At 53.2% G+C, this 23,352-nt stretch carries 19 protein-coding genes; 11 read left to right on the forward strand and 8 right to left on the reverse strand.

Features of this window, described 5'->3' with window-relative positions:
- Window positions 1-86 precede the first annotated feature (86 nt).
- The 5 genes from suhB to asrC all read left to right on the forward strand — a co-directional run bounded on the left by suhB (window position 87) and on the right by asrC (window position 4,918).
- Window positions 87-890 carry an inositol-1-monophosphatase gene (gene suhB, locus N7E69_RS02170; RefSeq protein WP_000553467.1) on the forward strand — a complete coding sequence of 268 codons (804 nt, stop codon included), beginning with the start codon at window positions 87-89 and terminating at the stop codon, window positions 888-890.
- A gap of 144 nt (window positions 891-1,034) precedes the next feature.
- The gene (locus tag N7E69_RS02175; protein ID WP_000174951.1) at window positions 1,035-1,847 is read left to right on the forward strand and encodes an alpha/beta hydrolase; all 813 of its coding nucleotides are present in this window, start codon (window positions 1,035-1,037) and stop codon (window positions 1,845-1,847) included.
- A 181-nt stretch (window positions 1,848-2,028) separates the two neighbouring features.
- Window positions 2,029-3,072, forward strand: coding sequence for an anaerobic sulfite reductase subunit AsrA (gene asrA / locus N7E69_RS02180; RefSeq protein WP_000985209.1), 1,044 nt, complete (start codon window positions 2,029-2,031; stop codon window positions 3,070-3,072).
- Between the two features lie 3 nt (window positions 3,073-3,075).
- Window positions 3,076-3,894 (forward strand): anaerobic sulfite reductase subunit AsrB, encoded by an 819-nt coding sequence (asrB, locus tag N7E69_RS02185; RefSeq protein ID WP_000017587.1) that lies wholly within the window; start codon window positions 3,076-3,078, stop codon window positions 3,892-3,894.
- A gap of 10 nt (window positions 3,895-3,904) precedes the next feature.
- Window positions 3,905-4,918: a sulfite reductase subunit C gene (gene asrC, locus N7E69_RS02190; protein WP_000020685.1), complete on the forward strand. Its 1,014-nt coding sequence runs from the start codon at window positions 3,905-3,907 to the stop codon at window positions 4,916-4,918.
- Here the strand turns inward: asrC and N7E69_RS02195 are convergent, their stop codons facing one another.
- Together N7E69_RS02195 and N7E69_RS02200 are read right to left on the reverse strand one after the other, a co-directional pair.
- Window positions 4,919-5,905 carry a nickel/cobalt transporter gene (locus N7E69_RS02195; RefSeq protein ID WP_000111020.1) on the reverse strand — a complete coding sequence of 329 codons (987 nt, stop codon included), beginning with the start codon at window positions 5,903-5,905 and terminating at the stop codon, window positions 4,919-4,921.
- Window positions 5,896-6,534 (reverse strand): DUF1007 family protein, encoded by a 639-nt coding sequence (locus tag N7E69_RS02200; RefSeq protein ID WP_000805728.1) that lies wholly within the window; start codon window positions 6,532-6,534, stop codon window positions 5,896-5,898. The genes N7E69_RS02195 and N7E69_RS02200 overlap by 10 nt, the downstream gene beginning before the upstream one ends.
- Window positions 6,535-6,659: 125 nt before the next feature.
- Here N7E69_RS02200 and csiE point away from each other — a divergent pair, with 125 nt between their 5' ends.
- Window positions 6,660-7,937, forward strand: a complete 1,278-nt coding sequence (gene csiE, locus N7E69_RS02205) for a stationary phase inducible protein CsiE (protein ID WP_001751209.1) — start codon at window positions 6,660-6,662, stop codon at window positions 7,935-7,937.
- Here the strand turns inward: csiE and N7E69_RS02210 are convergent.
- On the reverse strand, window positions 7,932-9,071 hold the full coding sequence (locus N7E69_RS02210; RefSeq protein ID WP_001173728.1) for a 3-phenylpropionate MFS transporter: 1,140 nt from the start codon (window positions 9,069-9,071) through the stop codon (window positions 7,932-7,934). The two genes, csiE and N7E69_RS02210, sit on opposite strands and share 6 nt — an antisense overlap.
- A gap of 195 nt (window positions 9,072-9,266) precedes the next feature.
- The gene (glyA, locus tag N7E69_RS02215) at window positions 9,267-10,520 is read right to left on the reverse strand and encodes a serine hydroxymethyltransferase (RefSeq protein ID WP_000919178.1); all 1,254 of its coding nucleotides are present in this window, start codon (window positions 10,518-10,520) and stop codon (window positions 9,267-9,269) included.
- A 324-nt stretch (window positions 10,521-10,844) separates the two neighbouring features.
- On the opposite strand from glyA, the gene hmpA reads away from it, so the two are divergent.
- The 5 genes from hmpA (at window position 10,845) to dtpD (ending at window position 19,196) form a co-directional block, all read left to right on the forward strand.
- A complete protein-coding gene (gene hmpA, locus N7E69_RS02220) occupies window positions 10,845-12,035 on the forward strand; it encodes an NO-inducible flavohemoprotein (RefSeq protein WP_000883146.1) in 1,191 nt (396 codons plus the stop codon).
- Between the two features lie 181 nt (window positions 12,036-12,216).
- The gene (cadC, locus tag N7E69_RS02225) at window positions 12,217-13,761 is read left to right on the forward strand and encodes a lysine decarboxylation/transport transcriptional activator CadC (RefSeq protein WP_001187144.1); all 1,545 of its coding nucleotides are present in this window, start codon (window positions 12,217-12,219) and stop codon (window positions 13,759-13,761) included.
- A 360-nt stretch (window positions 13,762-14,121) separates the two neighbouring features.
- Window positions 14,122-15,453 (forward strand): cadaverine/lysine antiporter, encoded by a 1,332-nt coding sequence (cadB, locus tag N7E69_RS02230; RefSeq protein WP_000100008.1) that lies wholly within the window; start codon window positions 14,122-14,124, stop codon window positions 15,451-15,453.
- Window positions 15,454-15,535: 82 nt separating this feature from the next.
- Entirely contained in the window at window positions 15,536-17,680 is a 2,145-nt protein-coding gene (cadA, locus tag N7E69_RS02235; RefSeq protein ID WP_001100658.1) for a lysine decarboxylase CadA, read from the forward strand.
- Between the two features lie 55 nt (window positions 17,681-17,735).
- Window positions 17,736-19,196, forward strand: a complete 1,461-nt coding sequence (gene dtpD / locus N7E69_RS02240; protein WP_000856793.1) for a dipeptide permease DtpD — start codon at window positions 17,736-17,738, stop codon at window positions 19,194-19,196.
- Between the two features lie 48 nt (window positions 19,197-19,244).
- On the opposite strand, the gene glnB is transcribed toward dtpD, so the two are convergent.
- From glnB to qseE, 4 genes are all read right to left on the reverse strand, one after another.
- On the reverse strand, window positions 19,245-19,583 hold the full coding sequence (gene glnB / locus N7E69_RS02245) for a nitrogen regulatory protein P-II (RefSeq protein ID WP_000717694.1): 339 nt from the start codon (window positions 19,581-19,583) through the stop codon (window positions 19,245-19,247).
- A gap of 76 nt (window positions 19,584-19,659) precedes the next feature.
- Window positions 19,660-20,994 carry a two-component system response regulator GlrR gene (glrR, locus tag N7E69_RS02250; protein WP_024131115.1) on the reverse strand — a complete coding sequence of 445 codons (1,335 nt, stop codon included), beginning with the start codon at window positions 20,992-20,994 and terminating at the stop codon, window positions 19,660-19,662.
- On the reverse strand, window positions 20,994-21,758 hold the full coding sequence (qseG, locus tag N7E69_RS02255) for a two-component system QseEF-associated lipoprotein QseG (protein ID WP_001054240.1): 765 nt from the start codon (window positions 21,756-21,758) through the stop codon (window positions 20,994-20,996). The genes glrR and qseG overlap by 1 nt, the downstream gene beginning before the upstream one ends.
- 1 nt (window position 21,759) lies before the next feature.
- Entirely contained in the window at window positions 21,760-23,190 is a 1,431-nt protein-coding gene (gene qseE, locus N7E69_RS02260) for a two component system sensor histidine kinase QseE/GlrK (RefSeq protein WP_001676035.1), read from the reverse strand.
- Between the last annotated feature and the right edge of the window lie 162 nt (window positions 23,191-23,352).

Here is a 23,352-nt window from a genome sequence, read left to right on the forward strand (position 1 = left end):
CTTACCATAAAACCAAGACAGATTCCGATCTCGCTGCTATACTCTGCGCCGTTTTCCCGTTCTTTAACATCCAGTGAGAGAGACCGATGCATCCGATGCTGACCATCGCCGTGCGCGCAGCGCGCAAGGCGGGTAATGTAATTGCCAAAAACTATGAAACTCCGGACGCTGTAGAAGCGAGCCAAAAAGGCAGTAACGATTTTGTGACCAATGTAGATAAGGCCGCTGAAGCGGTGATTATCGACACCATTCGCAAATCTTACCCGCAACACACTATTATCACCGAAGAAAGCGGTGAGCACGTTGGCACAGATCAGGATGTTCAATGGGTTATCGATCCGCTGGATGGCACCACCAACTTCATCAAACGTCTGCCACACTTCGCTGTTTCCATTGCTGTACGCATTAAAGGCCGTACTGAAGTGGCTGTCGTGTACGATCCGATGCGTAACGAACTGTTCACCGCCACCCGCGGTCAGGGCGCGCAGCTGAACGGCTACCGTCTGCGCGGCAGTACCGCTCGCGATCTGGACGGCACTATCCTCGCTACTGGCTTCCCGTTCAAAGCCAAACAATACGCGACCACCTACATTAATATTATCGGCAAGCTGTTCACCGAATGCGCCGATTTCCGCCGCACCGGTTCCGCCGCGCTGGATCTGGCCTATGTGGCTGCAGGTCGTGTCGATGGTTTCTTTGAAATTGGCCTTCGTCCGTGGGATTTCGCCGCGGGCGAACTGCTGGTTCGTGAAGCGGGCGGTATCGTCAGCGATTTCACCGGCGGTCATAACTACATGATGACCGGTAATATCGTGGCGGGGAATCCGCGCGTCGTTAAAGCCATGCTGGCGAATATGCGCGACGAACTGAGCGATGCGCTGAAGCGCTAAGTCTCTTCGGCGGATGGGGCCACTCATCCGCCGTGCCTTTTCAGGCGTTTTTCCTAAACACAGCCTCATCGCTTTGCTTGCCTGCATGTTTTTGTACGATCGCTCCCTGCTCCGCTATTGGCATAAAGCGGCAAGGAAGCGAACATGACCCTTCAACATACCCGACGCATCGTCAAATCCCTTTTTATTCTGTTTATCATTGTGGTCTGTATTTATCTGCTACCCCGCGTAGCGATCAATGCCTTTTATTACCCGGACAATAAAGTCTATGGGCCAACCCCTGCCGAAGCTGAATCCATTACCTTTACCGCCAAAGATGGCACGCATCTGCACGGCTGGTTTATTCCCACTGCTTTCGGCAGGCCGGAAAACGCCGTCGCGACGGTGATTCATGTCCATGGCAACGCCGGAAATATGTCGGCGCACTGGCCGTTAGTCAGTTGGCTGCCAGAACGCAACGTAAACCTGTTTATGTTTGATTACCGTGGTTTTGGGCGGCATCGCGCCGACGTTAACCCCGAGCGCCTGGTACTGCTGGGGCAGAGCCTGGGCGGCAATAATGTACTGGCCGCCGTAGGCCACTGCGTAGGCTGCGCAAATATGCGCTACGCCGACCAGGCGGGCATACGTGCGATTATCCTTGACTCAACGTTTTTATCCTATTCCTCCATCGCCAACCAGATGATCCCGGGCAGCGGCTATTTGCTTGATGACCGCTATAGCGCGGATCGCAATATTGCCAGCGTCAGCCCCATTCCGGTATTGATTCTTCATGGCACGGCAGACCATGTTATTCCCTGGCAGGACAGTGAGAAATTGTATGCCCTCGCCCGGGAGCCCAAACAAAAAATCTTCATTCCTGACGGCGATCACATTGATGCTTTTTCCGGACGTTATGCAAACCTTTACCGTGATGCAATGATTAAATTTATTCAGACCGCGCTATCCGCTAAATAGCGCGACGCTGTATATATGCATATTTTATGATTAAGAATATATTTATTATACCGATAGTAAAAACCATTTTTTCCCGTTAGCGAAGGCGGTGGATTAGCGCTAGCGTAACAGTAATATTCAACTGATTTTTATAACAATTTATTTTCATTTGTTTTTCCTGAATATTACTGTGGAGTATGTGATGGCTATCAAAATTACGCCTGACGAGTTTAGTTTGCTTATCCAGCGATTAAACAAAAAATGGCGCGTGTTTGCCCCGTCCGCAGAGTTTCGCGGCGGACGTTTTTCCGACACTGACAACATTATTTATCAACGGATTAGCGGCTGGCGCGATCTCATCTGGCACGAGAAATCGCACATGTCGCCGAATACCATTATCGCCCCTATCACCGAAACGCTCTTTTATTTCGATAAAGACACCATTCAAATTGCCGAGACAGACACTTCCCCGATAATCATCTTTGCCCGCGCCTGCGACATTAACGCCATGTCGCGGCTGGATTATATGTATTTATCAAATGGGAATAATTCCGATTACAGTTACCAACTGCTACGGGAGCATATTCGTTTCGTCCTTATTGAGTGTGAAGAAAGCTTCGAAAATTGTTTCTGCGTCTCAATGGGTACCAATAAAACTGACTGTTATAGCGCCGCCATGCGTTTTAGCGATGAGGGCGCGCTTGTCAGCATCCGCGATCCCTTTATCGAGGCGGCGATACAAGGGCTGGGGCAGGAGGCTGACTATACCCCCTCTTTCGTCAGCGAAAACCGGGAAACCGTCGTCACGCCGGACAGCGTTTGCCGCGATCCGCAAAAAATTCGCGACATTCTCACCCGCCACCCGCTATGGGACGCCTACGACAGCCGCTGCATCAGTTGTGGCCGCTGCACTACCGGGTGCCCAACCTGTACCTGCTATAGCGTCTTTGACGTCGCCTATGATGAAAATCCGCAGCGCGGCGAACGCCGTCGCCAGTGGGCAAGCTGCATGGTGCCGGGCTTTAGCGACATGGCCGGCGGTCATGGTTTTCGCGAAAAACCCGGCGAGCGTCTGCGCTACCGCGCCCTGCATAAGGTCAATGACTACAAAGCGCGCAACGGCATTGAACATATGTGCGTCGGCTGCGGCCGCTGCGACGATCGCTGCCCGCAATACATCAAATTTTCTTTGATTATCAATAAAATGACCGCTGCCGTTCGGCAGGCGCTGGCAGAGGAGGCATAACGCATGTCACATTGTTCCTGTCATGATAAACCGCAGCACAGTTTGCTGCCTGCGGCGTACCGCATCCTCAGTATTACTCGCCACACGCCGCTGGAGTGGAATTTCCGCGTGGCCGTCGATTTTCCCGCGCACTGGGGGCAATTTGTTGAGGTGTCGCTGCCGCGCGTCGGCGAAGCGCCCATCTCCGTTTCCGACTACGGCGACGGCTGGATAGATCTGCTGATTCGTAATGTCGGAAAAGTGACCAGCGCCCTCTTTACGCTGAAAGAAGGCGACAACGTGTGGCTACGCGGCTGCTATGGCAATGGCTATCCGGTCGATACGCTGCGCCATAAGCCCTTACTGGTTGTCGCAGGCGGTACGGGCGTCGCGCCGGTGAAAGGCTTAATGCGCTATTTCGTTGAGAATCCCCAGGAAATTGGTCAACTGGATATGATTCTCGGCTATAAAAATCGCGATTGCGTGCTGTACAAAGAAGAAATGGCGACGTGGCGCGGCAAACATAATCTGGTACTCACGCTGGATGAAGGCGAGGCTGATGACCGTTACCAGATTGGCCGGGTGACCGATCGGCTTGCCGACATGACGCTTAGCGATATCGACACTATGCAGGCCATCGTCGTTGGGCCGCCAATAATGATTACCTTTACCGTAAAAATGCTGCTGCAAAAAGGGCTCAAGCCGGAGCAAATCTGGGTGGACTACGAACGCCGGATGGCCTGCTCCGTCGGGAAGTGCGGCCACTGCCGTATGGGCGAAGTGTATGTCTGCACCGACGGTCCGATATTTAACTACGCCGTCGCGCAACGTTTTGCCGATTAAGGAGAACATCATGAGCATTGATATTGATATCATTAAAGCCCGTGCGAAAAACGAATATCGCCTGTCAAAAGTGCGCGGCGAAGCCATGATCAGCGTCCGCATTCCCGGCGGTATTTTGCCCGCGCATTTGCTAACGGTGGCGCGTGACATCGCCGAAACCTGGGGCAACGGACAAATTCACCTCACTACCCGCCAGAAGCTGGCGATGCCGGGTATCCGTTACGAAGATATCGACAACGTGAACGCTGCGCTGGAGCCGTTTCTTCGCGAGATTGAAATAGAACTGTGCGACGTCCAGGTTGAGGATACCAAAGCGGGCTATCTCGCTATTGGCGGGCGAAATATTGTCGCCTGTCAGGGGAACCGCATTTGCCAGAAAGCCAACACTGACACGACCGGTCTGTCCCGTCGTCTTGAAAAACTGGTCTATCCCAGCCCTTATCATCTCAAAACGGTCATCGTTGGCTGCCCGAATGATTGCGCGAAGGCGTCAATGGCCGATCTGGGAATTATTGGCGTGGCGAAAATGCGCTTCACTGCCGATCGCTGTATCGGCTGCGGCGCCTGCGTGAAGGCCTGTAGTCACCACGCGGTAGGCTGCCTGGCGCTGAAGAACGGCAAAGCGGTCAAAGAAGAGTCCGCCTGTATCGGCTGCGGCGAGTGCGTGCTGGCCTGTCCGACGCTGGCCTGGCAACGTAAGCCGGATCAGCTCTGGCAAGTCCGTCTGGGCGGACGCACCAGTAAAAAGACGCCGCGCGTCGGCAAGCTCTTCCTCAACTGGGTGACTGAAGATGTGATAAAGCAGGTGATCGTTAACCTGTATGAATTTGAAAAAGAGATGCTCGGCGGAAAACCGATCTATCTACATATGGGCCATCTGATCGACAAAGGCGGCTATCTGCGTTTTAAAGAACGGGTACTGCGCGGCGTTCAGCTCAATCCGGAAGCGATGGTCGCCGAACGCATTTACTGGGCCGAAGACGAATCCGTCGCGCGGATGCATCTCAAACCCGCCGGACACTAATCAACCACGCCATGGCCGCAGCCCGCCCACAGGCTGCGGCACGCTAAACCACATGACCAGCGCCGCAACAAGCAGTATGCCCCCTCCGGCCAGCGCCAGCGTTGACCAGCCTACCTGCCGCCATAACGCCGGCGCTTTGTTTCCACTGAGTTTCACCGCCAGATCACGAAAAGTGTGTACCAGCAGCGCCAGCGAGGTAATCGTTAGCGAGGTTCCCGCCGCCATCGCCAGTACCGACGCCATTCCCCAGCTAAAAACGCCAATCACTTTACTGAATAACAGCACCATTATCGCGCCGGAACAGGGCCGCATCCCCATAGACAGTACGATCATGAGTCGCGCGCGCCAGTCATCGCCGCTATGCAATTGTTCCTGCGTCGGTAAATGCTGATGTCCGCAGCCGCATTTTTCATGGTGAACATGGCGCGGCGTAAAAGCGATAAAGACAGGTTTACGTAGCAGCGCGCGTAACCTTTTTATGGCCCGCCAGCACAGCAAAATGCCCAGCCCGCCAACTAACGCATAGCTCCCCTTTTCCAGCCAGAAGCCGCTCAGATGGAGCTGCCTGGCCGGAAGTTGCAATACGGTCAGCACGCCCACCACCAACCCGATAGCCACGAGCCCCTGTAATAACGCGGCGGCGAGGGTTAACACGATACTCGATTTCAACTTCGAAGGATGCGTCGCCAGCCATGTCGCGATCACCACTTTGCCGTGTCCCGGCCCCAGCGCATGAAGCACGCCATACATAAAACTCAGCAGAAGCAACGATCCGCCCGCCCGCTCAGGATGCGTCGCCACCGCATTAAGCAGCGCGCTCAACTGCTGATTTACGTCCCGCTGCCAAAGAGCGCTTTTCAACATCACCTGCGGCCAGGCCTGCCATATCCACAGACCGCCAACCAGCATCAGCAGCAGGAATAACGCCAATGGCCACAGCGAGAGCCAGCGTCGCCCCGGAGTGCGTTGAGAAAAAATTACTGACATTGCAAGGTCACCGTTTGGGCAAACTGTTTACCTAAATCCATATCCTCCGGCGGCGCGTCCTCTTTATCCAGCGACTGGGCGAAACGTAGCGTCTCTTCGCCGGGCGCAGGAGTATAAACCTGAATCCGACACTTTTCGCGCAGCGGTTCCGGCATCGTGATATCGCTGTCCTGGTCATAATGCATATCGACATAATAAGAGGGATCAAACGTTGAAAAGGTATAAGTCTGTCCGCTTAACGGCTGCGGTTCAGCCAGCGGTAGCGTAAAGGTCAATACCGCCTGATGCGCGTCACGCGTCATACCGTATTCTGTCGGCCTGTTTTTAAACTTCACTTTCGCGCCATTGCGCCACACTTCTGTAAAGTAGTGCTGCCCAAGTACGTTAGCCATCACTTCCGCCGCCAACTTTTTCCATATTTCTGACCCCGGTGCCGCGTTTCCGGCGTCATACAGCAGATCTGCGGACGTCAGCGCGTCCATTGTCCAGCGCATTTTTAACGCCACAAATTGCTCATTTTCACTGACCACCTGCGTTTGCAGACGGATGAAGCTGTGCGGATGCGCCGCCGCCACGAAAGATAAAACGGCAAGAAATAGTGTTAAGGCGCTGCGTTTCACTGGCTTCATCTGTTCCTCGCGATAAAAATTCTGTGACACTCCTCAGCATTCCTGGCCTAAAAGCACGCTTATCACATTTTTCACACGCAAACTTTAGCTATCCTTACCAGACAAACTAACGGGAGACCTGACAGATGATGCCGACAATTGCCCCACCATCTGTACTTTCCGCTCCCCAGCGCCGCTGTCAGGTATTGCTGACGCTTTTCCAGCCGGAGCCAATTGCCACGGTGGAAATCTTCAGCGCGCTTAATGGCGTTGATGATGATACTGCCCGTGAGGATATCACTGAGACAAGCCTGGAGATCCAGCGCTATCATCGCCTTGCCATCACAACATGCCAGAACGGTTGCTATCGGATCGAAGGTACAGCACTCGATCAGCGCCTTTGCCTTTTACACTGGCTCAGGCGCGGCCTGCGTTTATGCCCGACCTTCGTCACGCAACAGTTTACCCCGGCCTTAAAAAACGCGCTAAAGCAGCGCGGTATCGCGCGTCCGCTGTATGACGATATTAATCTGCACGCGCTCATCAATCTGTGCGCCCGCCGGTTGCAAAAACCATTTGAACATCGCGACGTGCAGTTCCTGCGTCTCTTTTTACAGTATTGTCTGCTACAACACCATGCCGGCATCACCCCGGAATTCAACCCTGTGCAGCAGATTTGGGCGCAGTCGTGCGCGGAATATCCACTCGCCCAGGAAATTGGTCGTCACTGGCAGCGCCACGTGATGCAGGCCGCACCGCTCAATGAAGCGCTGTTTATGGCGTTACTGTTTTCAATGATTCGCCTCCCCGACCCGATTCGCGACACGCATCAACGGGCGCAGCAACTGCGACTGGAGGTGGCGCGGCTGGTGCTGCGCTTTCGAGAAAAAGGGAACGTACGCTTCAGCGACGAACAAGGGCTTAACGATCAGCTGTATGTCCATCTCGCCCAGGCGCTGAACCGAAGTTTATTCACGATTGGCATCGATAATACGCTTCCGGAAGAGTTCAACCGTCTTTATCCGCGTCTGGTTCGCACCACACGTGAGGCGCTCGCCGGGTTTGAAGCCGAATATGGTATCCACTTTTCCGAGGAAGAGACGGGGCTGGTGGCAGTGATTTTCGTCGCCTGGCTAATGCAGGATAACGATTTGCATGAGAGACAGATCGTATTGTTAGCGGATAAAAATGATGCGCTGGAGACGCATATTGAGCAGCAACTGCGTGAACTGCCCCTGTTGCCGCTGAATATCAGACGGCTATCGCTCCAGGCATTTCAAAAAGAGGGATGCCCGCGCGGCGTAGCGCTGATTGTTACCCCTTACGCCACGCCGCTACCGCTCTTCTCACCGCCATTAATTCATGCGGATCGCACCCTCACAGAGCACCAACAGCAGCAGATCCGCAAGATCCTGGAATCATGACGCGGCAACCACTTTGGGCCGAAGGAAGATAGCGGGCAATGCCACCAGCGCCATAATCCAGAACACGCCGCCGCCCAGATGTTGATACAGAAAACCGGCAAATACCGTCATAATCGCGATGCTGCCGCCCATCGCCACAGCGGAATAGACGGCCTGCAAACGAATCACCTCGCTTCCCTGACGCGCAGCGATATAGCGCATGGCGGCCAGATGGCAAACGGTAAACGTGCCACAGTGCAGGATTTGTATCACAATCAGCCACGGAAACGCCGTACTCCAGCCCATCAGTCCCCAGCGTACCACGCCGCACACAGCGGAAAGCAACAGCAAGTCGCGGGCGCTAAACCGGCGAAATAGCTTTTTACTCAGGGCGAAAATGATCACTTCCGCCACCACGCCCAACGACCATAAATAGCCGACCGCCGATGCTGAATAGCCAGCCCCCTGCCAGTAGATGGCGCTAAAACCGTAGTAGGCGGCGTGCGCCCCTTGCAGCAAACAGACGCAGGCGAGAAAACGCCAACTTTGTGCCACCAGCGTACGCCAGGCGGGCCAGCCTGCGCTCTCCTGCTGACGGCTTTCCCCTTGCGGCGGCACGCTGGGACGTAACAACATACCCAGCAACATCGAGGCGACGCCGAGCGTCAGTAGCGCCAGAATCGCCTGGTAATCGTATAAACTCACCAGCTTACCGGTCAGCGCCGACCCTATCACGAAGGCGATGGACCCCCACAGCCGCACCCGACCATAGTCCAGGGTAATTTGCTTTTGCCAGGTATTGGCCAGCGCATCGGTCAGCGGCACCAGTGGTGAAAAGAAGAGGTTAAACCCAACCATCACCACCATTAGCCACGCGACATGCGTTCCTGCCCAAAATGCCAGCGCAAATACCAGCGTCAGCAATGCCAGTACGCGCAGCGCGGAGATCAACCGCGAAGGATCGCTTACGCGAGGCGCAATGAGCAGACTACCGAGAAAACGCGCGACCAGACCCACGCCCAGCAGAAGACCGATGGTTTCCGGCGTTAGCCCAAGACCTTTGAGCCAGACGCTCCAGAAGGGCAGAAAAATACCGTAACTAAAGAAGTAGGTGAAATAACTGAGCGCCAGCCAGCGCGTGGAATGCAATGCCATGATTCCCTCCCGTTTGGAGGCGATAGTCTGGCGGTAAACGGTTGCGCTGGCAAGGGTAACATAAGGTTAACAGGCGGAGGGAGAAGTTCAAACGGCAACGCCGCCGGATAATGACTTCCGGCGGCGTCACGTTATGGCGCATAAGTAATGCCCGACAGACGCAGCGCCATCGGGCCATTTACACAACACAAACGCTTACGCGTAAACCGGGAAGCGGGCGCAGATATCCAGCACTTTCGCTTTCACGCGTTCAATGGTGGCTTCATCATTGATGTTGTCCAGCACGTCACACATCCAGCCAGCCAGCTCTTTCACTTCCGCTTCTTTGAAGCCGCGACGAGTAACCGCCGGAGAACCAATACGGATACCGGAGGTCACGAACGGGCTCTTAGGATCGTTCGGCACGCTGTTTTTGTTCACGGTGATGTTAGCACGGCCCAGCGCGGCGTCAGCTTCTTTACCGGTCAGGTTTTTATCCACCAGGTCCAGCAGGAACAGGTGGTTCTCAGTGCCGCCAGACACCACTTTGTAGCCGCGGTTCAGGAACACTTCCACCATCGCTTTGGCGTTTTTCGCCACCTGCTGCTGGTAAACTTTGAACTCCGGCTCCATCGCTTCTTTCAGCGCTACCGCTTTACCCGCGATCACGTGCATCAGCGGGCCGCCCTGCGCGCTTGGGAAGACGGCGGAGTTCAGTTTTTTATACAGCTCTTCATCGCCGCCCTTCGCCAGGATCAGGCCGCCGCGCGGACCCGCCAGGGTTTTGTGGGTGGTGGTGGTGACAACGTGAGCGTGCGGAACCGGGTTCGGGTAAACGCCTGCGGCAATCAGGCCCGCCACGTGCGCCATGTCGACAAACAGGTATGCGCCGATGCTGTCAGCGATTTCACGCATTTTTGCCCAGTCAACCACGCCGGAGTAGGCAGAGAAGCCACCGATAATCATCTTCGGCTTGTGCTCTTTGGCCAGCTTCGCCATCTCGTCATAGTCAATTTTACCGGACTCATCGATACCGTAAGGTACGATGTTGTACAGTTTACCGGAGAAGTTAACCGGGGAGCCGTGAGTCAGGTGGCCGCCCTGCGCCAGGTTCATACCCAGAACGGTGTCGCCCGGCTGCAGCAGCGCGGTGTAAACAGCGAAGTTAGCCTGAGAACCGGAGTGCGGCTGCACGTTAGCGTAGTCGGCGCCGAACAGTTCTTTCGCGCGGTCGATAGCCAGCTGCTCAACGACATCAACGTATTCGCAACCGCCGTAGTAGCGCTTGCCCGGATAACCTTCAGCGTATTTGTTGGTCAGCTGAGACCCCTGCGCCTGCATCACGCGCGGGCTGGTGTAGTTTTCGGAGGCGATCAGTTCGATGTGCTCTTCCTGACGTACTTTTTCCTGCTCCATAGCCTGCCACAATTCGGCATCATAATCGGCAATGTTCATTTCACGCTTTAACATCCGCATCTCCTGACTCAGCTAACAATAAAATTTGTGCCTGAAAAGGCAGTCCGTGGGACTTCGGCCAACAGTATAACCGAATCATTCTTCGATAACAGGTCTTGACAAAGGTTTTTACGCAAACGATTACCTATGCGTCAGATAAGGGTTTCCTGAACGAGAGCCTGACGAATTTCAACGGATTTCTTTTCAGCTTTGTGATGCAGATTTTTCACGTTGTTACCTCCATAACGTAAAGCAGAGAAGATCCATTTACAATGCAAGGGTATTTTTATAAGATGCATTTGATATACATCATTAGATTTTCACATAAAGGAAGCACGTATGCTTGACGCACAAACCATCGCTACAGTAAAGGCCACCATTCCCCTGCTGGTTGAAACAGGACCGAAACTGACCGCCCACTTCTACGACCGTATGTTTACGCATAACCCGGAGCTCAAAGAAATCTTCAATATGAGCAACCAGCGTAACGGCGATCAGCGTGAAGCCCTGTTTAATGCTATCGCGGCCTACGCCAGCAATATCGAAAATTTACCGGCGTTGCTGCCGGCGGTAGAAAAAATCGCGCAGAAGCACACCAGCTTCCAGATTAAGCCGGAGCAGTACAACATCGTCGGGACGCATCTGCTGGCGACGCTGGACGAAATGTTCAACCCGGGCCAGGAAGTGCTGGACGCGTGGGGCAAAGCCTATGGCGTACTGGCTAACGTCTTTATTCATCGGGAAGCCGAGATTTATCACGAGAACGCCAGCAAAGACGGCGGCTGGGAAGGCACGCGCCCCTTCCGCATCGTTGCGAAAACCCCGCGTAGCGCACTGATCACCAGCTTTGAGTTTGAACCGGTCGACGGCGGTACGGTGGCGGAATACCGTCCCGGGCAGTATCTGGGCGTCTGGCTGAAGCCGGAAGGTTTTGCGCATCAGGAGATCCGCCAATATTCACTGACCCGTAAACCCGATGGCAAAGGGTACCGTATTGCCGTGAAGCGTGAAGACGGCGGCCAGGTATCAAACTGGTTACACCATCACGCCAGCGTAGGCGATGTGGTACATCTGGCTGCGCCGGCAGGTGACTTCTTTATGAATGTCGCCGCTGATACCCCCGTTTCGCTGATTTCCGCTGGCGTCGGCCAGACGCCGATGTTAGCGATGCTCGATACGCTGGCGAAAGAACAGCATACCGCGCAGGTGAACTGGTTCCACGCGGCGGAGAACGGCGACGTCCATGCGTTTGCCGACGAAGTGAGCGAGCTGGGCCGTACACTGCCGCGTTTCACTGCCCATACCTGGTACCGCGAGCCGACTGAGGCCGATCGCGCCCAACGCCTCTTCGACAGCGAAGGGCTGATGGATTTAAGCAAACTGGAAGCCGCGATCAGCGATCCGGCAATGCAGTTCTATCTTTGCGGCCCGGTAGGCTTTATGCAGTTTGCCGCAAAACAACTGGTTTCACTTGGCGTGAATAACGAAAACATTCATTACGAATGCTTCGGCCCTCATAAAGTGCTGTAATTGCAAGAAATCCGCTGAAAAAACGGGCGTTATCGTTAAGGCGAACGCCCGTTTTCCTCCCTGTTCTCCTGCTTATTGCGCTGCTTTTTATGCCTTTCTTTTACAAAAAAGGGGAATAAAAAAAGTCTGTGCAAATCGTGTTATTATTAACGTTTGACTTAGCTCGTTAGGGCATCTTTTTATGCAGCAACCTGTTGTACGCATTGGAGAGTGGCTGGTTACACCTTCTGTTAATCAGATCAGTCGTCAGGGACGCCAGATTACTCTTGAACCACGGCTGATCGATCTTCTGATGTATTTTGCGCATCATCCGGATGAAGTGTTAAGCCGGGATAACATTATTGATCATGTCTGGATGCGCACCATCGTGACCAACCATGTTGTCACCCAAAGCATTTCTGAACTACGCAAATCATTAAGAGATGGCGGAGACAGCAATGCTGAATACATCGTTACCGTACCTAAACGCGGCTATAAGCTGACGGCGCCGGTTATCTGGTGCGAAGAAAATAGCGATGAGATCGATAATTCATCAACGTCGCCGCCGCCGCCGATCGCAGCAACGAATGCAGAACCGACAGAGGGGGCTACTGCCGCTACGCCTGTGCCGCCCGCTTCTTTGCAAACGCCGACTAAAAAGGCGAAAAAGCCGCGTATCGCCGCTTTCTGGACGTGGGTGATGTTCCTGCTCTCGCTGGCGACGCTGGTGGTATTTATCGTGATGTCGGTGGTAGATCATAATGCCGCGGTAACAAAAACGCGGTTATTACTTAACCCACGAGATATAGATGTTCGTTTTGAAGGCGGCAATTCCTGTAATAACTGGGTCTCGCAGGAGTCCTACGCCATCGGTCTGGGCGGCTTAATCACCGACCTGCTGAACACCTACTCGACTTTTATGGTGCACGATAAAACCAATTACCGGGTCAATGAGCCAAGCAGCTCCGGTAAGACGTTAACCATTCAGTTTGTCAATCAGCGCCACTATCGGGCGCAGCAGTGCTTTATGTCTGTAGTGCTCATTGATAACGCCGATGGTTCAACCATGCTGGATAAGCGTTATTTCGTCACCAATACTAACCAGTTGTCCATCCAGGATGATCTGTTTAATAGCCTGTCTTTCGTTTTAACACAGCCCTGGCCTAATCGTATGCGAGAACAACTGGCCCTGTTCAGAACGCCGCAAAATACCGCGCTGATGCGTTTTTATGAGGCGCGCCAGCTTATTCTGAGCGGCGATGCGCAGGCGCTAGGTAAAGCCAGCGATATTCTGAATGGCATTATTAAGGAAACGCCTGATTTCAACTATGCCTATGAATATAAAGTGCTGGTAGATGTATTACGGCAATCACAGCAGCCGTTTGATAAAGAACAAGTGGCCGCACTGAACGAAGAGTTTAAAAAAATAGATCAAATTCCGGGCGTTGAGAAAACGTCTGTTTATTATAAAATCAAGACCGTCGATCTGTTAGGCAAAGGTGATATCGATGCAGCGTATGAGGAAATCAATAAAAGCATCGAGCTTGAAATGTCGTGGTTTAACTATGTCCTGTTGGGGAAAGTTTACGAAATGAAAGGTGAGAATCGTCTGGCCGCTGATGCCTATCTGACCGCCTTTAATTTACGTCCAGGTGAAAACACTCTGTACTGGATCGAGAACGGCGTATTTCAGACATCCGTTCAGAAAATTGTCCCTTATCTGAATAGTTTTCTGGCAGAAGATTAAATTTAACGCTAAACCATGACAAATAAAAGCGAAAAGATATTAAATTTTTCGCTTTTATTTTGTGAAAAACATGTTGCCAAAAATAGCTTATGTTAATTTTGGCAACATATTCATTGCAAAGATATGTAAATATAACTCTTTGTAATTAAACGATGTTTATCCTTTCATGATATTTTCCATGATATTTATATGTTAATTCAAAAAAATCAATCTATCAGTTTTTTCATGTTTGTGTTTATTTCACTTTTTCTTTAGGACTTATCTCAACCCATTCGTTAATCTTGTCGACAGTTGAACGGGCACGCAGCATATATGAAGCATAAGCCCGGTTCTTAAAAATACAGCTCAGGAGAAATGAACATGAGTTCTGTCAAAAAGATCGGGCTATTTGCCTGTACTGGCGTCGTTGCCGGTAATATGATGGGGAGCGGGATTGCATTATTACCCGCCAACCTTGCCAGTATTGGTGGCATTGCCATCTGGGGCTGGGTAATTTCTATTATTGGGGCAATGTCGCTGGCTTATGTTTATGCGAGGCTGGCAACCAAAAACCCTCAACAGGGTGGCCCTATCGCTTATGCTGGGGAAATATCTCCGGCGTTTGGTTTCCAGACCGGCGTTCTTTATTATCACGCAAACTGGATTGGTAACTTAGCCATCGGTATTACCGCTGTTTCTTATCTTTCTACGTTCTTCCCGGCATTAAATAATCCAATACCGGCAGGTATTGCCTGTATTGCTATCGTCTGGCTGTTCACCTTTATTAATATGCTGGGTGGGGCCTGGGTCAGCCGCTTGACAACGATTGGCCTATTCCTGGTGCTGATCCCGGTAGTCTTGACCGCAGTCGCCGGCTGGCATTGGTTCGATATCGCGACCTATCACGCGAACTGGAACACGTCCACGACGACCGACTCTCACGCCATTGTTAAAAGTATTCTGCTCTGCCTGTGGGCGTTCGTTGGCGTTGAGTCTGCCGCCGTCAGCACCGGCATGGTGAAAAACCCGAAACGCACCGTACCGCTGGCAACCATGCTGGGTACCGCGCTGGCAGGCATCATCTATATCGCCGCGACTCAGGTTATCGCCGGGATGTTCCCAGCTTCCGTTATGGCCTCTTCCGGCGCGCCGTTCGCTATCAGTACCTCCACGATTCTGGGTGGCTGGGCTGCGCCGCTGGTTTCCGCCTTTACCGCTTTCGCCTGCCTGACGTCTCTGGGCTCCTGGATGATGCTGGTCGGCCAGGCTGGGGTTCGCGCCGCCAACGACGGCAACTTCCCGAAAATTTACGGTGAAATGGATAAAAACGGTATTCCGAAAAAAGGTCTGCTGTTGGCTGCGGTGAAAATGACGGCGCTGATGATTCTGATCACCATCATGAACTCCAGCGGCGGTAAAGCGTCCGACCTGTTCGGCGAACTGACCGGGATTGCCGTACTGCTTACCATGCTGCCGTACTTCTACTCCTGTGTTGACCTGATTCGCTTCGAAGGGTTCAACATCCGTAACTCGGTAAGCCTGATTTGTTCTGTACTGGGCTGCGCATTTTGCTTCATCGCACTGATGGGCGCCAGCTCCTTCGAACTCTCCGGCACCTTTATCGTCAGTCTGATCATCCTGATGTTCTACGGTCGCAAAATGCACCAGCGCCAGAACAACGACAGCGACAACAATACGGCTGAAGCGCTTTAACCGCTAACTCCTTTTTCTCAAAGCCCCTTTCGTCACCTGCTATAGCGTAGCGGGAGGGGCCCACTTTACCAGGAACAAGACTATGAACGTTATTGCTATCATGAACCACATGGGCGTCTACTTTAAAGAAGAGCCTATTCGTGAACTGCATCGTGCACTGGAAGGTTTAAATTTCCGTATCGTCTATCCAAACGACCGAGAAGACCTGCTGAAGCTGATTGAAAATAACTCCCGCCTTTGTGGCGTCATTTTCGACTGGGATAAATATAACCTTGAGCTTTGCGAAGAGATTAGCAAGCTGAACGAGTATATGCCGCTGTACGCCTTCGCCAACAGCTACTCTACGCTGGACGTCAGCCTCAACGATCTGAGAATGCAGGTTCGCTTCTTTGAATATGCTTTAGGCGCCGCAGCCGATATCGCGGCGAAAATTCGCCAGAATACCGATGAATACATCGACAATATTCTACCGCCGCTGACAAAAGCGCTGTTCAAATATGTGCGCGAAGGGAAATATACTTTCTGTACGCCTGGCCACATGGGCGGGACCGCTTTCCAGAAAAGCCCCGTCGGCAGCATCTTTTATGATTTCTTCGGCCCGAACACGATGAAATCCGATATTTCGATTTCCGTTTCTGAACTGGGTTCGCTGCTGGACCACTCCGGCCCGCATAAAGAAGCGGAAGAGTATATCGCCCGCGTCTTTAACGCCGAACGTAGCTACATGGTGACGAACGGCACCTCTACGGCGAACAAAATCGTCGGTATGTACTCCGCGCCGGCAGGCAGCACGGTACTGATTGACCGTAACTGCCATAAATCGCTGACCCATCTGATGATGATGAGCGACATTACGCCGATTTATTTCCGCCCAACCCGTAACGCCTACGGTATTCTTGGCGGTATTCCGCAAAGCGAGTTCCAGCACGCCACTATCACTAAACGGGTAAAAGAGACGCCTAACGCGACCTGGCCGGTCCATGCTGTTATTACTAACTCAACCTATGACGGTCTGTTGTATAACACTGACTACATCAAGAAAACTCTGGATGTGAAGTCCATTCATTTTGACTCCGCCTGGGTGCCTTATACCAATTTCTCCCCTATTTATCAGGGTAAATGCGGTATGAGCGGCGACCGTGTAGAAGGCAAAATCATTTATGAAACCCAGTCCACGCATAAACTGCTGGCGGCGTTTTCACAGGCATCCATGATTCATGTTAAAGGCGACATTAACGAAGAAACCTTTAACGAAGCCTACATGATGCATACCACCACTTCTCCGCACTACGGTATCGTAGCGTCTACTGAAACCGCAGCGGCGATGATGAAAGGTAATGCGGGTAAACGCCTGATTAACGGCTCTATTGAACGTGCGATTAAATTCCGTAAAGAAATTAAACGCCTGAAAAGCGAATCCGACGGCTGGTTCTTTGACGTATGGCAGCCGGAACATATCGATGGAGCTGAGTGCTGGCCGCTGCGTTCAGATAGCGCATGGCATGGCTTCAAAAATATCGATAACGAACACATGTACCTCGACCCGATCAAAGTCACTATCCTGACGCCGGGGATGAAGAAAGACGGTACGATGGATGAATTCGGTATTCCGGCAAGTCTGGTCGCCAAATATCTCGATGAACGCGGCATCATCGTAGAAAAAACCGGTCCATACAACCTGCTGTTCCTGTTCAGCATTGGTATCGACAAAACCAAAGCTCTGAGCCTGCTGCGCGCGCTCACTGAATTTAAACGCGCCTTTGACCTGAACCTGCGCGTCAAAAACATTCTGCCGGCACTGTACCGCGAAGCGCCTGAGTTTTATGAAAATATGCGCATCCAGGAACTGGCGCAGAATATTCATAAACTGGTCGAACATCATAATCTGCCGGACTTAATGTACCGTGCGTTTGAAGTGCTGCCGAAAATGGTGATGACGCCGTATACTGCGTTCCAGAAAGAGCTGCATGGCGAAACGGAAGAGGTGTATCTTGAAGAGATGGTTGGACGCGTCAACGCCAACATGATCCTTCCTTACCCTCCGGGAGTGCCGCTGGTGATGCCTGGTGAAATGATCACCGAGGAAAGCCGTCCGGTACTGGAATTCCTGCAAATGCTGTGCGAAATCGGCGCCCACTATCCGGGCTTCGAAACCGATATCCACGGCGCCTATCGTCAGGCAGACGGACGTTACACCGTTAAAGTGCTGAAAGAAAATACGAAATAAGTACCAAAGGGAAGTGGCTTGCCACTTCCCTTTTTTCACGCAGCAAGGAGACTTTATGAAAACACCCTCACAACCGCGCGCGATTTTTTACATCGTGGCGATTCAAATTTGGGAATACTTCAGCTTTTACGGCATGCGTGCCTTACTCATCCTTTATCTTACCCACCAGCTTGGTTTTAATGACAGCCACGCGATCAACCTCTTCAGCGCCTACGCCTCTTTAGTTTACGTTACCCCTATTCTTGGCGGCTGGCTTGCCGACCGCCTGCTTGGCAACCGCGTGGCGGTTATCACCGGCGCCTTATTGATGACGCTGGGTCATGTGGTATTGGGCTTAGAATCTGATTCAACGCTGAGTTTATATGCGGCGCTGGCCATTATTATCTGCGGCTACGGCTTGTTTAAATCCAATATTAGCTGTCTGCTGGGCGAACTTTACGCCCCTGATGACAACCGCCGCGACGGGGGATTCTCGCTGCTCTACGCCGCCGGGAATATTGGATCGATAGCCGCGCCGATCGCCTGTGGTCTGGCGGCGCAGTGGTATGGCTGGCATGTCGGCTTTGCGCTGGCGGGCGTGGGAATGTTCATCGGCCTGCTCATCTTTTTAAGCGGTCATCGCCACTTTCAGCAGACGCGTGGGGTTAATCGCCCCGCGCTGCGGGCGGTTAAATTCGCCCTTCCAACCTGGGGTTGGCTGGTATTAATGCTGTGTATCGCGCCGGTATTCTTCACCCTCCTGCTGGAAAATAACTGGTCTGGCTATGTGCTGGCCATTGTCTGCGTCTTCGCGGCGCAACTTATCGCCCGTATTATGGTTAAATTTCCCGAACACCGTCGCGCCTTGTGGCAAATCGTTCTGTTAATGATCACCGGCACTCTCTTTTGGGTTCTGGCGCAGCAGGGCGGAAGTTCGATCAGTTTATTCATCGACCGTTTTGTCAACCGCCACTGGCTGAATATGACCGTCCCCACCGCATTGTTCCAGTCGGTCAATGCGATTGCGGTGATGGCGGCGGGCGTGGTGCTGGCGTGGCTGAGCAGCCCGAAAGAGAGCGCCCGCTCGGTGCTGCGCGTCTGGCTTAAATTTGCCGTGGGGCTGGTATTAATGGGCGGCGGTTTTATGCTGCTGGCGCTAAACGCGCATCAGGCCCGGTTAGACGGGCAGGCATCAATGGGAATGATGATCGCAGGGCTGGCACTGATGGGCTTTGCAGAGCTGTTTATTGATCCGGTCGCGATGGCGCAAATTACCCGCCTCAACCTGCCTGGCGTCACGGGCGTGCTGACCGGTATTTATATGCTGGCGACCGGCGCGGTCGCTAACTGGCTGGCTGGCGTCGTCGCGCAACAAACCACGGAATCGCAAATTAGTGATACGGCGGTAGCCGCCTACGGACACTTTTTCTCGCAAATGGGCGAGTGGACGCTAAGTTGCGTGGCGCTGATCGTCGCCATTGTCGGCCTGAGATGGGTTTGCACCCGGACTACATCGGCGCTACCGCAGGGCGATTAAACGGTGGTTCGCTGCCCACAAGGAGGGGACGGGCAGCGAATCGGCACATCAGATAGCCGCGTCGTCTTCTTCGCCAGTACGGATACGAATAACGCGGGCGACATCAAAGACAAAGATCTTACCGTCGCCGATTTTCCCCGTCTGCGCGGTACGAATGATGGTGTCAACACAGGTATCCACGATGTCGTCAGGCACAACGATTTCAATTTTTACCTTCGGCAGAAAATCCACCATATATTCCGCGCCGCGATACAGCTCGGTGTGGCCTTTTTGACGGCCAAAGCCTTTGACTTCAGTGACCGTCATCCCGGTAATACCTACCTCGGCCAGCGCTTCACGGACATCGTCCAGCTTGAAGGGTTTAATAATCGCATCAATCTTTTTCATGCTATTCCTTGAAAAGGTCGCCTGTGTTTTGATCGGTTAAACGTAACATATTTCGCGCTACTTTACGGCATGAAAACTACTCTTTGAAATCATTCGCATCCAGTTCGTGGCGGGAGAGTAGCTTATAGAATTCCGTGCGGTTGCGCCCCGCCATCCTTGCCGCGTGCGTCACGTTACCTTTGGTAATTTGCAGTAACTTGCGCAGATAGTTCAGTTCAAATTGGTTTCGCGCTTCGGCAAAAGTTGGCAACGCGGTGTTTTCGCCTTCCAGCGCCTGCTCGACCAACGCATCGCTGATCACCGGCGAAGAGGTTAACGCCACGCATTGTTCAATGACGTTGACCAGTTGGCGCACGTTGCCCGGCCAACTTGCCGTCATCAGCCGTTTCATTGCATCAGTAGAAAAGGCGCGAACAAACGGTTTATGCCGCTGTGCCGACTGTCTGAGCAGATGATTAGCCAGCAGCGGAATATCCTCGGTACGCTCCGCCAGCGCCGGAATTTTCAGGCTCACGACATTCAGCCGGTAGTACAAATCTTCACGAAATTCGCCCCGCGCCATCGCCTTCGGCAGATCGCGGTGCGTCGCGGAAATAATTCGCACGTCGATATCAATATCGCGATTGCTGCCCAGCGGCCTGACTTTACGCTCCTGTAACACCCGCAGCAGCTTCACCTGTAACGGCGCGGGCATATCGCCAATTTCATCCAGAAACAGCGTGCCGCCTTCCGCCGCCTGGAACAACCCTTCACGATTGCTCACTGCGCCGGTAAAGGCGCCGCGCGCATGGCCGAATAATTCGGACTCCAGCAACTGTTCCGGCAACGCGCCGCAGTTGATGGCGACAAACGGCTTGTTACTGCGCGGGCTGGCATTATGAATCGCCTGTGCGAAAATCTCTTTCCCGGTGCCGCTTTGTCCGTTAATCAATACGCTGACATCCGACTGCGCGACCATGCGCGCCTGTTCAAGCAGTCGCAGCATCAACGGGCTACGGGTAACGATAGCGTTGCGCCAGCTATCGTCCGTCGCGGGAGCGGACTGCTCCAGCGCTTCATCTATCGCTTTATATAACGCGTCTCTGTCGATCGGCTTCGTCAAAAAGCTGAATACGCCTTTCTGGGTAGCGGCCACCGCATCCGGAATAGAACCATGCGCCGTCAGAATGATAACCGGCATTCCCGGCTGTACTTTCTGAATTTCTGTGAACAGTTGCATACCATCCATTTCATCCATGCGCAGGTCGCTTATTACCAGATCCACTTTTTCCCGATGCAGTACCCGCAGTCCTTCCTGGCCGCTCTCTGCGGTCACTACACTGTATCCTTCACTGGTCAGGCGCATACCGAGCAATTTCAGTAATCCGGGATCGTCATCGACCAGCAGCAGGTGCGCCGGTTTACGGCTTATCATGGCGTTACCTCATCTTGTGACGGCGACGGCGCCGCGCCATCTTCAGACGTCGCGGGTTTGTCATTCGTATGCGACGTATCGGCGTTGTAATTCCCTGCCGGTTTTCGTGTCGAAAGCTGGCGCTCAATATCGGTTAAACTCTCCAGCTTACGGGTGGTAAGATCGAGCTGCGTTTGCAAGGCCTGTTGCTGCTGGCGCAGCGCATCAAGCTCACTATCTGACGTTTGCTGGAGCTTGCTATAACGCTGACGTTCGGCAGAAAGTGCTAATTGCAGCGCCTGACCGTCATGCCAGATTTGGTAGACGGGCCGTACCTGAGCCGGTATTTGCGCGCTTAACGCCTCCAGACGGGTCACTATGGCGCGCCGCTCCGGCGGCGTAATTTTTGCATCCGCCAGTAAAATCCCGCGCCTGAAGGCATTTTGCCAGTTATCATCCGTCAACGCGCGCGCCTCTGCGCGCGACTGAACCGGCATCAGACGATCGGCGCAGTCAATCGTGCGTAGCCAGTACAGCGGATTCGTCTCCACCGCCTGCCCGCGTAGCGACCAGATATCCGCGCACGCCGTCGGGAGATAATCCGCCAGTTGATAATGGGGGAGCGTGTCCTGCGCTGCGCTACCGGGCAGTTGCTGTGAAGCATGGGGAACACATGCGGTCAGCGCCAGACACGATATGCCCACCGGTATTCCCCACCGCAAAAGGCATCGTTTAATAGTTTGGACGAAAACGTGTGACATACGCACCAGGCTTAAATTCATATTAGTGTTTGTCAGATGCAGGCAGCGGCAGCGAGATGCGAAAACAGACTTCCTGCGCTTTGTCATCCACCAGTTGGATCTCTCCCTGCATTCGACGAATACAATCTCTGGCGATACTCAGCCCTAGCCCACTGCCTTTTACCGCCCCTTTTCGCTGGTGGCTTCCCTGGAAAAAAGGCTCAAAAATCATTTCTCTTTCGGTTTGCGGAATCGGCTCGCCGCTATTAACCACATCGATATAAACCGTGGAGCCCTGAGAGCGACTACGGATACAAATGTTACCGGATTCAGCGCCATAGTGCACCGCGTTGGAATAGAGATTATCCAGCACGCTCATCAGCAACATGGGCTCTGCTATGCAGCGTTCGGCCTCCAGGTCGACATCGGTATGCATCATTTTAGCGCGGGCAGGCAAACTGTGGGCGGAAACCACCATATCCACAAGCGGCGCGATATCGACCGCTTCCAGCTCTGTGGCACTGTCTACCAGTTTCCGGTTGTAATCAAGCAATTGCTCAATCAATTTTTGTAAATTACGACTGCTGTCATCCAGAATATCGACCACCTCTTTTTGCTCCGGCGTCAGCGGCCCAACCACCTGATCGGCCAGCAGCTCTGTCCCCTCGCGCATACTGGCCAGCGGGGTTTTCAGCTCATGGGACAAGTGACGTAGAAACTGATGGCGCTGGGATTCCAGCCACGCCAGACGCTCACTCAGCCAGATAATGCGCTGCCCCACCGATCGTAATTCACGCGGACCGGTAAAGGTGACGGTATTCCCTAAAGAACGGCCTTCGCCCAGGCGATTAATCATCCGTTCAATTCCTTTCACCGGCCCGATAATCATGCGGGTAAAAAGTAGCACCATCGCCAGGCTCACCAGAAATAGCACCAGCGCCTGCCAGCCGAAAAATTGTCCGCGCTCGGCGATTTCTTGTTGTAACTGTTGCCCACGCGAATAAACCACAGTACGCGTCGCCTGCACCATTTCCGTATTCGCGTTGGCAAAGGCCTCCAGACGCGCGGCCGCTGCCGCTTCCGGGCCGCTATCTTTACACTGCAATTGCGCCAGCGCGTTTAAATCCTGGCGTAACGCCTGATACAACTTATCATCCGGCAAGACGCCGGCATGGGCGTCCAGCATATCGCTATAGCGCTTACGCTGGCTTTGATACACTTTTGCCAGCGTCGGATCGTCAAGCACACAATACTGTCGGTAGCTTCGCTCCATCTCCAGCGCGACGTTGGTCATCGCCTCGCTGCGCCGGGCGTCAATAAGCGTGCTGCGGTTAGTCACCGCAGCCTGATCGCTTAACGCGTTAAGGCTTTGCCACGCCTGCCAGGCCAGAACCAGCAACGGCAGCAGGATCAGCAAAAAGGCCAGCATGACCAATTGTCGTAAAGAACGGGGGAAAACAGACCAGCGCTTCAACGTGTCGCTCACATAAAAGAAGAATAAAAAAGATGCTAACCGAGGGAAGCGCCAGATACAACAAAGCCGGGCTAAACCCGGCTTTGTTATGGAATAAGGCGGTGCCTAACTCGACGTTTCGCCCGGAGGTTGATAAAGCTACGCTATTATCAGAAGTTGGAC

It is taken from the genome of Salmonella sp. 3C, assembly GCF_025426275.1.
GTDB classification, from domain to species: Bacteria; Pseudomonadota; Gammaproteobacteria; order Enterobacterales; family Enterobacteriaceae; genus Salmonella; species Salmonella enterica.

Coding starts and splice junctions, on each gene's coding strand:
- suhB (WP_000553467.1), top strand. CDS start 87: ATGCATCCGATGCTGACCATCGCCGTGCGCGCAGCGCGCAAGGCGGGT.
- N7E69_RS02175 (WP_000174951.1), top strand. CDS start 1,035: ATGACCCTTCAACATACCCGACGCATCGTCAAATCCCTTTTTATTCTG.
- asrA (WP_000985209.1), top strand. CDS start 2,029: ATGGCTATCAAAATTACGCCTGACGAGTTTAGTTTGCTTATCCAGCGA.
- asrB (WP_000017587.1), top strand. CDS start 3,076: ATGTCACATTGTTCCTGTCATGATAAACCGCAGCACAGTTTGCTGCCT.
- asrC (WP_000020685.1), top strand. CDS start 3,905: ATGAGCATTGATATTGATATCATTAAAGCCCGTGCGAAAAACGAATAT.
- N7E69_RS02195 (WP_000111020.1), bottom strand. CDS start 5,905: ATGTCAGTAATTTTTTCTCAACGCACTCCGGGGCGACGCTGGCTCTCG.
- N7E69_RS02200 (WP_000805728.1), bottom strand. CDS start 6,534: ATGAAGCCAGTGAAACGCAGCGCCTTAACACTATTTCTTGCCGTTTTA.
- csiE (WP_001751209.1), top strand. CDS start 6,660: ATGATGCCGACAATTGCCCCACCATCTGTACTTTCCGCTCCCCAGCGC.
- N7E69_RS02210 (WP_001173728.1), bottom strand. CDS start 9,071: ATGGCATTGCATTCCACGCGCTGGCTGGCGCTCAGTTATTTCACCTAC.
- glyA (WP_000919178.1), bottom strand. CDS start 10,520: ATGTTAAAGCGTGAAATGAACATTGCCGATTATGATGCCGAATTGTGG.
- hmpA (WP_000883146.1), top strand. CDS start 10,845: ATGCTTGACGCACAAACCATCGCTACAGTAAAGGCCACCATTCCCCTG.
- cadC (WP_001187144.1), top strand. CDS start 12,217: ATGCAGCAACCTGTTGTACGCATTGGAGAGTGGCTGGTTACACCTTCT.
- cadB (WP_000100008.1), top strand. CDS start 14,122: ATGAGTTCTGTCAAAAAGATCGGGCTATTTGCCTGTACTGGCGTCGTT.
- cadA (WP_001100658.1), top strand. CDS start 15,536: ATGAACGTTATTGCTATCATGAACCACATGGGCGTCTACTTTAAAGAA.
- dtpD (WP_000856793.1), top strand. CDS start 17,736: ATGAAAACACCCTCACAACCGCGCGCGATTTTTTACATCGTGGCGATT.
- glnB (WP_000717694.1), bottom strand. CDS start 19,583: ATGAAAAAGATTGATGCGATTATTAAACCCTTCAAGCTGGACGATGTC.
- qseG (WP_001054240.1), bottom strand. CDS start 21,758: ATGAATTTAAGCCTGGTGCGTATGTCACACGTTTTCGTCCAAACTATT.